The organism is Nocardia sp. NPDC051463 (assembly GCF_040681975.1).
Taxonomy (GTDB): domain Bacteria; phylum Actinomycetota; class Actinomycetes; order Mycobacteriales; family Mycobacteriaceae; genus Nocardia.
The window spans coordinates 81171-94644 of record NZ_JBFBAB010000005.1; the positions used below are offsets into that span (position 1 = coordinate 81171).

The 13474-nt window shown below is 66.3% G+C and carries 10 protein-coding genes; 2 read left to right on the top strand and 8 right to left on the bottom strand.

Annotation, left to right across the window (positions count from 1 at the left end; all coding sequences use genetic code 11):
* Positions 1–18 precede the first annotated feature (18 nt).
* Complete coding sequence (locus tag AB0M74_RS10275; protein ID WP_364904325.1) at positions 19–786, bottom strand: SDR family oxidoreductase; 768 nt, start codon at positions 784–786, stop codon at positions 19–21.
* Between the two features lie 261 nt (positions 787–1047).
* Here AB0M74_RS10275 and AB0M74_RS10280 point away from each other — a divergent pair, with 261 nt between their 5' ends.
* Both AB0M74_RS10280 and AB0M74_RS10285 read left to right on the top strand, forming a co-directional pair.
* Positions 1048–3231 (top strand): malate synthase G, encoded by a 2184-nt coding sequence (locus AB0M74_RS10280; RefSeq protein WP_364904327.1) that lies wholly within the window; start codon positions 1048–1050, stop codon positions 3229–3231.
* Positions 3232–3666: 435 nt separating this feature from the next.
* Positions 3667–4242, top strand: a complete 576-nt coding sequence (locus AB0M74_RS10285) for a hypothetical protein (RefSeq protein WP_364904330.1) — start codon at positions 3667–3669, stop codon at positions 4240–4242.
* A gap of 104 nt (positions 4243–4346) precedes the next feature.
* Here AB0M74_RS10285 and AB0M74_RS10290 read toward each other — a convergent pair whose 3' ends face one another.
* The 7 genes from AB0M74_RS10290 to AB0M74_RS10320 all read right to left on the bottom strand — a co-directional run bounded on the left by AB0M74_RS10290 (position 4347) and on the right by AB0M74_RS10320 (position 13473).
* Entirely contained in the window at positions 4347–5009 is a 663-nt protein-coding gene (locus tag AB0M74_RS10290; protein ID WP_364904803.1) for a DUF305 domain-containing protein, read from the bottom strand.
* A 97-nt stretch (positions 5010–5106) separates the two neighbouring features.
* Positions 5107–6681, bottom strand: a complete 1575-nt coding sequence (locus tag AB0M74_RS10295) for a hypothetical protein (RefSeq protein WP_364904333.1) — start codon at positions 6679–6681, stop codon at positions 5107–5109.
* A 232-nt stretch (positions 6682–6913) separates the two neighbouring features.
* A complete protein-coding gene (locus AB0M74_RS10300) occupies positions 6914–7891 on the bottom strand; it encodes a 3-methyladenine DNA glycosylase (RefSeq protein WP_364904336.1) in 978 nt (325 codons plus the stop codon).
* Positions 7892–7907: 16 nt separating this feature from the next.
* Positions 7908–8972: a hemolysin family protein gene (locus AB0M74_RS10305; protein WP_364904338.1), complete on the bottom strand. Its 1065-nt coding sequence runs from the start codon at positions 8970–8972 to the stop codon at positions 7908–7910.
* Positions 8965–10362 carry a hemolysin family protein gene (locus tag AB0M74_RS10310; protein WP_364904341.1) on the bottom strand — a complete coding sequence of 466 codons (1398 nt, stop codon included), beginning with the start codon at positions 10360–10362 and terminating at the stop codon, positions 8965–8967. Before AB0M74_RS10310 ends, AB0M74_RS10305 begins: the two co-directional genes overlap by 8 nt.
* Positions 10363–10933: 571 nt before the next feature.
* The gene (locus tag AB0M74_RS10315; protein WP_364904343.1) at positions 10934–12370 is read right to left on the bottom strand and encodes a GuaB1 family IMP dehydrogenase-related protein; all 1437 of its coding nucleotides are present in this window, start codon (positions 12368–12370) and stop codon (positions 10934–10936) included.
* A gap of 257 nt (positions 12371–12627) precedes the next feature.
* Positions 12628–13473, bottom strand: a complete 846-nt coding sequence (locus AB0M74_RS10320; RefSeq protein ID WP_364904346.1) for a DMT family transporter — start codon at positions 13471–13473, stop codon at positions 12628–12630.
* Position 13474: the final 1 nt, after the last annotated feature.

Consider the following 13474-nt stretch of genomic DNA (forward strand, 5'->3'; position numbering starts at 1 on the left):
CTTCGTATTCAGGTGCTTTCATCGCCATCCACCATCCAGAGCCAAGGTGGCTCCGGTGCAGAATGCCGACGCGTCGGTAGCGAAGAAGAGTGCGGCGCCGACGATCTCGTTCGGCTCGCCCACCCGGGCCAGTGCGTTGTGCCTGGTCATCTCGGCCCGTAGCTCGTCGGGCCACGACTTGGCGATATCGGTGGCGAAGGCTCCGCACTGGATGGTGTTGACGCGCACAGCCGGTCCGAATGTCTGGGCAAGACCGCCGGTCAGATTGGACAACCCGGCCTTCGCCGCCGCGTAGGGAACCGCGAGCGGCTCCGGCCGTGCCGCCTCGATCGAGGAGATGTTGATGATGGCACCGCCGCCCGCGGCCGCCATGCGCGTGCCGATCAAGGTGGACAGGCGGAACGGCCCCTTGAGATTCACGCCGATCACCTTGTCGAACATCGCTTCGGTCACGTGGTCCAGGCTCGGATACAGCAGCGACATTCCCGCGTTGTTGACCAGCACGTCGACCGTGTCGAATTCGCCGTAGGCGGTGTCGACCAGTGCATCGCACTGTGCCCAATCGCTGACATTGCACGCCACCGGCAAGGCTCGGCGACCGTAGGTGCTGCGCACCTCGTCGGCGAGCGCGACGCACCCCTCGAGCTTGCGGCTTGCGATCACGACATCGGCGCCCGCTGCGGCGAACGCGAGCACCATCTCCCTGCCGAGGCCTCGGCTACCTCCGGTGACCAGCACGACCTTGTCCGCCAACGACTGTCCCGGCAACGACACCCTGCACTCCATTGGTCTAGGCATACGAACCTGTAGGAAATGTTCCAATCAGTACATTAAATGTACCGGCCGATACAATCAAGGGTCTGTACGACCTTCGGTCGCACTCGTCAGACGCGCAGACGAACGAGCATCCGTGGTCGGCGTGGCGGAATGCTGTGGCAGAAGGCGCCAGGAGTGCGACGCGTCGACCCAACGCACCGAGGTGTCACTACCCACGGGTAACATTGACGGCGATTTTCCTACCCGGCTTTCTCAAAAGTGAGGCAGTAGATGACAGAGCGGATTCAGGTCGGCGGGCTCCAGGTGGCCAGCGTTCTCCACGAGTTCATCGAGAACGAGGCGCTCCCCGGTACCGGCGTAGATTCCGCCGCGTTCTGGGCCGGCGCCGAGCAGGTCATCAATGACCTCGCTCCGCGCAACCGTGTCCTGCTGGCCGAACGCGACGAGATCCAGGGCAAACTCGACGCCTGGCACGCCGAGCATTCCGGCGCGAACTACGACAAGGCCGCCTACAAGAGCTTCCTCGGCGAGATCGGCTACCTGCGCCCCGAGCCGGCCGACTTCGCGATCGCCACCGAGAATGTAGACACCGAGATCGCCGTCACCGCGGGTCCGCAGCTCGTGGTGCCGGTCATGAACGCGCGCTTCGCGATCAACGCTGCCAACGCACGCTGGGGCTCGCTCTACGACGCGCTCTACGGCACCGATGCCATCTCCGAGGCCGACGGCGCGGAGAAGGGCACGAGCTACAACCCGGTCCGCGGCGCCAGGGTGATCGAGTTCGCCCGCGCTTTCCTCGACACCGCGGCACCGCTGGCCAACGGCTCGCACCGCAGCTCGACGCACTACGCCATCGAGGACGGCGCACTGGCCATCACGCTGGCCAACGACGAGGTGACCACGCTGGCGGCCGACGGCGCCGAGTTGGTCGGCTACCTGGGTGACCCGGCATCGCCGACCTCGGTGCTGCTGAAGCACAACGGATTGCACGCCGAGATCCAGATCGACAGCTCCTCGCCGATCGGCAAGACCGACCCGGCGGGTGTGAAGGACGTGGTGCTGGAGTCGGCGATCACCACGATCATGGACTTCGAGGATTCGGTGGCAGCGGTGGACGCCGAGGACAAGGTCCTCTGCTACCACAACTGGCTCGGCCTGATGAAGGGCGATCTGGCGGAGAAGGTCAGCAAGGGCGAGAAGACCTTCACCCGCACCATGAACCCGGACCGCGTCTACACCGCCATCGACGGTGGCGAGCTGGTGCTGCACGGCCGTTCGCTGCTGTTCGTGCGCAATGTCGGCCACCTGATGACCAGCGACGCGATCATCGACTCCGAGGGCTATGAGGTGCCGGAAGGCATCATGGACGGTCTGATCACCTCGCTGATCGCCACCCACAGCCTCGACAAGGACACCGAGCTGAAGAACAGCCGCACCGGCTCGGTCTACATCGTGAAGCCGAAGATGCACGGCCCCGACGAGGTCGCCTTCACCAACGAGCTGTTCGGCCGGATCGAGAACGTGCTCGGCCTGCCGCGCAACACTCTGAAGGTCGGCATCATGGACGAGGAGCGCCGCACAACGGTGAACCTGAAGGCCTGCATCGAGGCCGCGCGCGAGCGGGTCGTGTTCATCAACACCGGCTTCCTCGACCGCACCGGCGATGAGATCCACACTTCGATGGAGGCCGGGCCGATGGTCCGCAAGGCCGAAATGAAACAGCAGCAGTGGATCCTGTCCTACGAGGATTGGAACGTCGACACCGGCTTGGCCACCGGCCTGCCCGGCAAGGCGCAGATCGGCAAGGGCATGTGGGCGATGCCGGATTTGATGCACGACATGCTCGAGCAGAAGATCGGCCACCCGCGTGCGGGCGCGAACACCGCATGGGTGCCCTCGCCGACCGCGGCCACCTTGCACGCCACCCACTACCATCAGGTGAATGTCTTCGAGCGGCAGCAGGAGATCGCCGCAGGTGGCCGCCGCGCCACGGTCGACCAGATTCTGGAGATCCCGCTGGCGGCGAACCCGAACTGGTCGGCCGAGGAGAAGCAGCAGGAGCTGGACAACAACTCGCAGGGCATCCTCGGCTACGTGGTGCGCTGGATCGACCAGGGGGTCGGCTGCTCCAAGGTGCCCGACATTCGCGACGTCGGCCTCATGGAAGACCGTGCGACGCTACGCATTTCGAGCCAGCTGATGGCGAACTGGCTGCGCCACGGCGTTGTCACCGCGGCCGAGGTGCTGGCCAGTCTGGAGCGGATGGCTCCGGTGGTGGACAAGCAGAACGCGGGCGACCCGAGCTACCGGCCGATGGCGCCGGACTTCGCGGGCAGCATCGCCTTCCAGGCCGCCAAGGAACTTGTCCTCGACGGCACCAGGCAGCCCAACGGCTACACCGAGCCGATCCTGCACCGCCGCCGCCGTGAGGCCAAGGCGCTGGCCTGCCTCTGAGTTCTCGACGGCAAACCCCCTGGTCGGCGCAATGTCGACCAGGGGTTTCGGCTGTCAGCCGAAGGTCGCTGTCGGGTGGCCGGGCGAATTTCGGGCCCGATGCCTATCCGTTACCCTTGGCCTGCACTGCAGAAGTCCGATGTGAGGAAGTTTTATGGGAAGCGTTGTCCTTGATGTGATCGCCCTGGTGGCCAACCGCGCCGCGTCGTTCTGGAATTGGGCTGTCACCGGCTCGGCCGGTTTCCCGCCGCTGTGACGCCGAGCTGATCGTCTAGCATCCGCCCCTGGCTCGTGGCCGTCGCTTTCGGTCGCCACGGCCAGGGGTTTCTTTATCCGGTAGGTGTTTGCTCGTCGTACGCTGCCGCTCGGCATATATGGCGCCAGAGAGCCCGTGTTTGCGGCTCGGGCGACCGCTGCGCACCGTATCTTGTTGGCATGAGCAGTGTCGGCACAGCCTGCGCGCGTTCTGACGCGCCGCGCTGGTTCGTTCTGTGGATAAGCTTCCTCACCGGTGTGGTCGCGGTCGTGGGCGCCGCGCTGTGCTGGGAGTTGGCCGCGTTCGGCGATTATTTCACCAAAGTGCTACTGTGGGTGGGACTTTCGGTGGTCAGCGTGATCGCGCTGTTGTTCGGACTTGTCGGTCTGGTTCGATATCACGCCATTCAGCTCAGTCTCGCGGTGCCCTTGTCGATCACCGCACTCGCCGCGCTGGTCTGGTTCGAAGTCCCGCAGGAAGTGGGCTGGCAGGTGTCTCGGGGCATCCTCGAAGACCAGTCGATCGATTGCACCGACCCCGGCCGGCACACCAGGCTCGGTGTCTACACCGTTACCGCTGTCACTCCGCGTGACGGCGGCTGTCTGTTCTACGTCCAAGGGGCATCGACAGATTTGGCAGGCTTCGCCTACTTTGCGCCCGAAAATGCGCCGCCGAATCTGCGTTCACCGGCCGAACGAGGTGTCGGATATCGGCCCTACGATGGCCGCTGGTACCGGTTCGTCGACTCGTCCTGAGAACCTCGAGTCGAGCGCGGGCACATCTCAATCCCTGGTCATGATCGAGATACCTGCGCAGAGCGAGCCGCCGATCTCGGCTCGCTGGTATGGACAGTGCGGCGTCAGGGGAGGGGGTGGGCGCCGAGTTGGGTCAGCAGAACGCTGATGACACCGACTTCTTGGCTTTGAGATTGGAACATGGAGCGGGCGGATTCTTCGACCGGTCCGGCGCGGAGGAGTCGGTCGGCGGCCTGGGACATGGTGAGGCCGCCCTGATGGTGGCGGAACATGAGTTGTAGGAAGAGGATTGCGGCGTCGCGCCCGCGGGCGATGGCGAGGGCGTCGAGTTCGGACATGGTCGCCATCCCGGGCATGGCGGCATCCGGCGGCGCCTGCTCGTTGTCGCGGGTGGCTACCGAATGTTGGTGCGGCGCAAGTCCTTCAGTGTGCATCCAGGCCATGGGGTGTGGGGACAAGGGAGTCTCGTTCGCGAGGCGGAGCCAGCCGAGCATGGTGCCGATTTCGATGCGTTGCGCATCGGCGAGCTGCTGTGCGAGGCGCACAACGGTGGGGTCCGCGCCGCGGTCCAGTCGTTGCACCATGATCAAGGCCTGTTGATGATGCGCGGTCATATCCTGGGCGAACCCGACCTCGACCGAGGTGAGAATCGGTGCGGCGGTGTGGTGTTCGGGGACGACGAGTGGGCGCAGGGCCGCTCCGATCACCAGCAGCACGAGAGCCGACGCGGCGATCGCGGTGCGCTCGAGACGGCCGGTTTTCCAGATCGTGGTGTGTGAATCGACTCGGTACGCATCGGCGTCGTTCTTGCCGGCCACGCCCGGGTGGATGGCGTCGTCTGTTCGGTTCGAGCTGGACAATTGTCTATGACCCGACGATCGATTGCTGGTCGGAGGGCGGGCTGTACACATCGTTGTCGAGTTGCAGCACCATGAATCCGTTGTCGGAGCAGGCGACGTAGAGCTGGTCACCGCGCCACTCCGGCGGCGAGAAGCACCAGTCGGTGGAGACGTCGCCGAAGGCGAGGTTGCCCGTGCGCGGGGTGAGGGCGTCCCAGGGGTTGAACTGTCCTTCGAGCACCGCGCGGGCGGCAGGTGGCGCGGTCATCAGCGGGACGCCGATGATCGAGGCCAAAGCGTGCGGGGAGTTCCAGAGCGAGAGGTTCTGGCCGGTGCGGGCAGGCGGATTGAAATAGGCGATCTCGCGAATGCGGTACGGGTTGCGGATATCGAAGACACGGATGCCGGAGGAAATCCAGCCGCAGGCCAGTGCGGTGGGGTCGGTTGGGCGGTCCGCGGCGCAGTAGTGCGATTCGTAGGCGAAGACCGAACCGCCTATGGACGAACCGATATTGGCGTCGATGTGCTGCGGTAGGTTGATCTCCAGCTTGATCTTGCCCGCGACCTTCGGGGCGGTGTCATCGGAGATATCGATGAGTTTCACACCGCCGGAACCACCTTCGTCGACGGTGTAGAGGTACGGCCTGCCGCTGTAGGTGACCGGAATGCTGTGCTGGGTGGCCCAGCCGTCGGTCCAGAAGGTGCGCCCGATGTGCTGCACCTGCGGGTTGGGGTCACGTCGCTGCACTGCGCTGATATCGAGCACGGTGAAGCCGCCCAGCGCCGAAAGATACATCCGATTACCGTCGGGGCTGATGCCGAAGCCGTGTGCCTCGATACCGGTCAGGCCCTGCCAGATGACGCGCGGGTTTGCCGGATCGGTGAGGTCGACGGCGCTGACGAAGCCGGGGGCGATACCGGAGGCCCAATAGGTGTTGCCGTCGGGGGAGAAGCCACCCTCGTGGGTGGTGATCGGTAGTGGCATCAGCAGATTCGTGCCTGCGCCGGGATTGAGCAGGCGCGGATGCGCGCAATCGGAGATGTCGTAGACCGACAGATAGCCGACGCCCTCACCGACGGGAACGCCGGTGCCGACCAACAGCTTGCGTGCGGCATTGACCTTCAGGCTCTCCCAGGTGCCCGCGAGCATGGCGGGCTCGGTCAAGGTCGCCGTCGGCCGCGGGTTCGCCGGATCGGACACCTCGAGCACTCGGACGCCGCGACCCTCGCTGATGAGGTCGCCCGGGAAGAACGAGCCCAGGTAGGCGCAGTTCTCGTAGCTGGTCGAGGTGATGCCGGCGCCGCGCCCCGCGAAGCCGCCGAGCATGGACATATTGCACCGGTAGCCCTGGGTGCTGCGCCGGCTGTCGCGGTCGGCGGCAGGCACGTCGCCCTGGAGGCCGGTTTCCGGCATCGATCCGGGTCCGCAGTCCGCACGCGGCACCGAAGTGCGGCCGACATCGAGGAATTCCTGGACGAAGGTGGCGATATCGGACTGTAGATCGGCCGACGCGCTGCTGGGCACCATCATCGCGGCAACCACCGCGGTGGCGCCCAACGCCAGCGTGCGGGCGCGGCGAATCCTCACCAATGGGCGCATCGTTGCATCCCCCAAGCTTTCTGAGATCTCGGACCATGCCGGCCGTGCTGACTCAGTCAGCAGGCGCGAACTGACTGAATGGTAGTAATAGTCAGTAACTTATGGCAGTGGTTTGGCGATAATCCCTCATGCTCGGTTGTTCGGAATGTCTGATGCCCACCGAGATCCCCGCATCCTGCGCTGGTCGGAGTGGGCGGGGGCGGTGTCGAACCGGGCGTAGCTCTGCGCGGAACTAGCTGCCGAGCGGAGGAGTGTCGAGCGCCTGGGTGTCGACGGCGAGCAACGTGTCGCAGAGTTCTAGGAGGCGCTGTCTCAGTCGACCCGATCGTTTCGCGAGGTCCGACTGTGTTCGGGCGTATTCGGCTCGCCCCGAGGGCGTTTCGATCCGCACCGGCTCGTACCCGTAGCCGGACAGATCATACGGACTCGCCCGCATATCCAGTACCCTTGCGGCGCAGGCGAACTCGAAGAAGTCCAGCAACGTGTCCGAGGCGATGAGTGGGGCCAGTTTGAAACCCCATTTGTAGAGGTCCATGTTGGCGTGCAAGCAGCCGGGCTGTTCGCGGGAAACCTGGTCCGCGCGAGTCAGCGGTTCGATGTTTCGCCCGACCGCTTCCGGTGTGAAGAAGCGGAAGGCGTCGTAGTGGGTGCAGCGCAGCGACATCGACTCCACGACCTCGTCGGTGCCTGCCCTGCCCAACCGCAGCGGAACCTGCTGGTGGCGGACGTCGTCGGTGCGATAGACCATCGCCCACTCGTGCAACCCGAAACAGGACAGTTGTGCGGGTCGAGATGCGGTGGCGCGCAACAGGTTCGCGACGAATTCGATGGTGTCCCGGCGCCGTGCGAGATACGCGGGATCAGCGGTGAACGTGCTACTGCCGGACTCGGATTCGAATCGCGAACCGTCGCAGGCGGCGAGCTCGATGGTGCTCGGATCCGCCGCGGGATCACCGGTCGGCACGACGCGATGGTATCCGCGAGCACCCTCGTATTCGGCCGCGCCTGCGAGGGCCACCCCGTAGCCCGGATGCCAGCGCCGCAACTGCGCGGGCTTGTGACCGTAGTAGGTGAACAGGAAGTCGATCACCGGATGCGACGACCCCGCCGCCCGCCGTTCGAGATAGGGCCCGACGAGTTCATCCAGCCGTGCCCGATGCGCAGTGGCGTGGGCTCGCCACTGCGCTTCGGGCAGTACGCGCAGACTCATCCGAACGGGACCTGCCTCATTCGATCACCCGATGCGTGTTGTCGCGGACCGTGCCGACGAACTCCTCCACCAGATCCTCGAGCGCGACGATGCCGGTGGTGTTGCCGCGACTGTCCACCACCCGGCCGAGGTGGCTGTTGGTGCGGCGCAGCCGAGCAAGCGCCTCGTACAACGTGGTGCCCATGCTCACCGTCGGCAACGGACGAATATCGGTGCGCGGGATGGGGGTGCTCGGTCCGGCCGTCTCATCGGCGACCTTGTCGAGCACATCCTTCACGTGCAGATAACCGACCAGCGAACCATCGATGGCGCGGACCGGATAACGAGAGAAACCGGTCTCCGCGACGGCGGACTCGATGTCTCCGAGCGTGGTTCCATCGCCGCGCAACGGTACCGACCTGGTTGTTTCCAGCGGCACCACGACATCGGCGACGACGCGGTCGGAAGTGCCGAGGGCCTGGGTCAGCCGCCGGTGTTCCTCCTCGTCGAGCAGTCCCTCCGACCGGGATTCACCGATCATCTCGGCCAGCTCGACGCTGGAGACGGTGGCATCGAGCTCGTCTTTCGGATCGATCCGCAGCAGCCGCAACGACAGGTTCGCGGCCATGTTGTAGATCGCGATGAGCGGGCGAGCCAACCGCAGCCACGCCAGGTGGATCGGAACCAGCAGCAGTGCGCTGCGTTCCGGACCCGCCAGCGCGATGTTCTTCGGGATCATCTCGCCGAAGAGGATGTGCAGGATCACCACGATGGTGAGCGCGACGGCGAAGGCAACCGGATGCAGCAGCTGGTCCGGCAGGCCGACCAGCTCGAACGGGCCCTCCAGTAGATGTGCCACCGCGGGCTCGCCGACTCGGCCGAGCAGGATCGAGCAGATGGTGATGCCGAGCTGTGCCGCGGCGAGCATCATCGACAGGTTCTCACCCGCGCGGATCACTGTGTTCGCGTTGCGCTTGCCCTGTGCCGCAAGCGCTTCCAGGCGGTCCCGGCGGGCGGAGATCAGCGCGAATTCGGCGGCGACGAAGAAGGCATTGCCCGCGAGCAGCACCACCGTGAGCAGCACTCCGAACAGATCACCCACGACTGTGCTCCTGGTCTGCGTGGTGCACCCGGGAGTGCAGCACCTCGGCGGCGACCGGGATCAACCGCACGCGGTCGATGCGCCGTCCGTCCATCCGTTCGATCTTGGCGATCCAGCCGCCGTCGTCCGCGTCGTTCGACGACCGGTTGTGCGAACCCGGATTCGGCAGCACCACCTCGTCACCGGTTACCGGAATGCGGCCGAGCCGGGTGAGCACGAGGCCGCCGAGTGTCTCGTACTCACCTTCGGGCGCGTCGTAGCCCGTCGCGCGCGACACCTCGTCGATGCGCAGCAGACCAGAGCAGTCCCAGCCGTCGGAGACCCGGCGGACGTCGCGCTCCTCTTCGTCGTGCTCGTCGCGCACATCACCCAGGATTTCCTCGATGATGTCCTCCATGGTGACGATGCCTGCGGTGCCGCCGTATTCGTCGACGACCAGCGCCACCTGCATGCCGTCGCGGCGCACTCGTTCGAGCACCTCGTCACCGTCGAGACTGGCGGGCACGATCGGCACCGGCCGCGCGAGCAACTGCAACGGGATGGTGCTCCGGACGTTGGCCGCATGGGTGAACGCCTGCTTCACGTGCACAACGCCGAGGGTGTTGTCGAGATCTCCGTCGATCACCGGGAAGCGGGAGTACCCGGTGCGCCCGGCGGCCGCGATGAGATCGGCGATGGTGTCGGACTTGTCCAGCGACTCGATCTTGACGCGCGGGGTCATCAGCTCCTCGGCGCTGCGCTCGCCGAACTGCAGCGAGCGGTCGATCACCACTGCGGTGCGCTGATCGAGCGCCCCGCGCAGTGCGGACGTGCGCACCAACGAGCCGAGCTCCTGCGGCGAACGCGCGGAGCGCAACTCCTCCGCGGGTTCCACCCCGAGGCGGCGGACCACCCAGTTCGCGGTGCCGTTGAGGAAGTGGATCATCCACTTGAACACCACCGAGAACGCGATCATCGGACCCGCGGTGAGTCGTGCGGTGCCGAGCGGCATCGCGATCGCAATGTTTTTGGGCACCAGCTCGCCGTAGATCATCGACAGCGAGGTGGCCAGCACCAGCGCCAGCGTCAGTGAGATTCCGTGCGCGGCACCTGCGCTCACGCCCAACGCGGTGAACGGCGGGGAAAGCAGCCTGGCCAACACCGGTTCGGCAATGTATCCGGTGATCAGCGTGGTGATGGTAATCCCGAGCTGGGCGCCGGAGAGCTGGAACGACAGCGTGCGATGTGCCTGGCGGACCATCCGTGAGCGTGCGTCACCGGTACGCGCATGCGCCTCGACGGTGCTGCGTTCGAGTGCGGTCAGGGAGAATTCGGCGGCGACAAACAGCGCGGTGCCTGCGGTAAGTGCGATGAAACCGACCAGGCTGAGCACGGTGAGCACGACAGACATCGTCAGCACCGCCCGCGGGACGCGGCACGGTCGACCGCGGGGAATCGAATTGAATCGGAGTGGACTGCTGCGGGAAGGAGAGCGCCGGGTTTGTCACCCGGCTCGGTAGAGGAGCCCTCCTGTGCGGCGCCCTCGGACGCGGGTGACAACTTGTTCCTTTCGCGAATGGGAGCTGTAAGCCGGAGACCGGCAACCCTCATGCTACCGGCTGTGTCTTTTGGCCGCGCCTGCGGCGCGGCGTGTTCGCGGCCCCCAAGGCTCGCGTCCGAGCGGCCGAGACTCGTGCCTGCGGCACATGCGCTTCGGCCGCTCGGACGCGAGCTGGCCGCGAACGGTCGCTCGTAAGACTCGCTCCGTTGTGGGTGGGTGGTGTCAGGTGCAGGTAGGTGCCATGACGAGGCGAGCCTGCTGGAGATGTCGGCGCGGCCCTTGGTCGCCGTGGGGCGGGTATGCCTTCGGCGAGACCGGCGGGCGACTGCACTGGGAGGATGATCTTGTTGTGCAGTTCGGGTGAGGCCGCGCGTGCCGGGGTAGGTGCGCGCGCAGCACCACCGATGGATTGCGTCTGGACCTACCAGCCGCTGGGGAGGGGACGGCCCTCGGCGAAACCTGCGGCGGACTGGACGCCGAGGACCGCCTTGTCGTGCAATTCGGCGAGGCTGCGAGCGCCCGCGTAGGTGCAGGCGCTGCGGACGCCGGAGCAGATGTGGTCGATGAGGTCCTCGACGCCGGGGCGCTCCGGATCCAGACGCATCCGTGAACTGGAGATGCCCTCCTCGAACAGTGCCTTGCGGGCCCGGTCGAAACCGCTGTCGGAGGCGGTGCGCGCTGCGACGGCTCGCTTGGAGGCCATACCGAAACTCTCCTTGTAGGCGTTGCCGTCGCGGTCGACACGCAGATCGCCGGGCGACTCATAGGTGCCTGCGAACCAGGAGCCGATCATCACATTGGACGCGCCTGCGGCTAGTGCGAGTGCGACATCGCGCGGGTGCCGGACGCCACCGTCCGCCCAGATGTGCACACCGAGTTCCTTTGCCGCGGTGGCGCATTCGGCGACCGCCGAGAACTGCGGGCGGCCCACGCCGGTCATCATGCGGGTGGTGCACATAGCGCCGGGCCCGACACCGACCTTGATGATGTCCGCGCCTGCCGCGGCGAGGTCGCGGGTGCCCGCCGCCGAGACGACGTTGCCCGCGACCAACGGCACGCCGAGGCCGAGGTCGCGGATGGCGCTGAGAGTTTCGAGCATCTTGGTCTGGTGGCCGTGTGCGGTGTCGATGACGAGCAGGTCGGCGCCGGAGTCGGCGAGCGCCTTGGCCCGGGCGGCCACGTCCCCGTTGATGCCGACGGCGGCGGCGACGCGCAGCTGATTGTTGGCGTCGACATTCGGCTGGTAGATGCCGTCACGGACCGAGCCGGTGCGAGTCATCACACCCGCGAGGGAGCCGTCCTCGGCGACGAGCACGACCAACTGGGCATGCTTGGTCTCGAGGAGATCGAAGATGTCGCGAGGTGAGGTGCTGGCCGGGGCCTGCACGAAATCTGTCATCGCGACGTCGCGCAGCCGCGCGAACCGGTCGACGTCGGTGCACGACGCCTCGGTGACGACGCCGATCGGCTTGCCGCTGTCCACCACAACAACCGCACCGTGGGCACGCTTGTGCATCAAGGCGACGGCCTCGGACACCGAACGCTCGGGGTCGAGGGTTACCGGGGTGTCGGCGGTGAGCGATCGGCTCTTGACGAAGCCGATGGTGTCGGCGGCCGCGCTGATGGGCAGGTCCTGCGGCAGCACCACGATGCCGCCGCGACGGGCGACCGTCTCGGCCATCCGGCGCCCCGCGACCGCGGTCATATTCGCCACGACGATGGGGATGGTGGTGCCGGACCCGTCGGCAGTCGACAGATCGACGTCGAACCGCGACGCGACATCCGTCCGATTCGGGACGAGGAAGATGTCGTCGTAGGTCAGGTCATACGGCGGCTGATGGCCGGGGAGAAACTGCACTTAACCGATGATATCCGGCTCTGTGGGGCCGCGTGCAATTCCCCAGTATTCGACGCGTGGCACAAGAGGGACACCTCACAGCAGCTGGCGGTTACCGGGTCGGGGGAGCAGTGCGACCGATACCAGCTGGTGGCATGGATGGGCGTGCCCGGATGACGGCTGATCCGCGGCGGTGGAGGGAACATCGGCGGTGCGGTATTCGGCTACGTGGTGCCGAGTCCGTTCTCGGTCGCGGTGACCGGCTTGCCCGTCGGGCGTCAAGCCTCCGCTTGGGCACGTGAGAGCTGGATTGTGGTCGCACACATGACAATGACCGTGCAGCCGATCACCACGAGGCCGATGGTGTTGGTGCGCAGCCGCTCGTCGAGGACGGTGATACCGACGTAGGCAGCGGCCAAGGGCTCGGTGATGGTGATGGCGGGCAGCGAGGCGACGAGGGGGCCGGCTTGGAACGCGCGCTGCTGAAGGTAGAACCCGATCAAACTGGCGGCGACGAGCGCCCAGGTCTGCCAGCTGCCGAGTACCTGACCGAGGCCGTGCTCGAACAAGGTCGTGACGTATTCGGTGAGCGCGGCGGCCAGACCGAACAGCGCGCCGCCCGCTGTGCCGAACAGCATCGCGCGCAGGGCCGGGACCGGGGTGGCGGCACCGACCGCGATCGCGGCGGCGATCATGCCCAGCAGGATCGCCAGCGGCACGATCCACTCGAGCAGGGGTGCGTTGGCATTCCCCTCCGTCGGATCACCAACGATCAGGAAGCACGCCAACGCCATGACGAGTGCGATGGCCGTCGCCCAGGTGCGTCCGGTGACCTTGCGTCCATTGAGTCGCGCGGACAGCGGCAGCGCGAAGACGAGCATGCTCACCAGGATCGGCTGGACGAGAAGCACCGCGCCCAGTGCGAGCGCAACGACCTGCATCGCGAACCCGCCCGCGTCCCCGAGGATCCCGGCCCACCACCGTGGATTACGCAGCAGTGCGCGGATCAGCGACGCACTCTCGGGCACCGCCGCAGCCGCATGCTGCTGGGCGACCGCGGCGAGCGCGAACAGCAGCGCCGCGAGCAATGCGCAGACGATGGCGCCCAGCGGATGGTGGGGCATT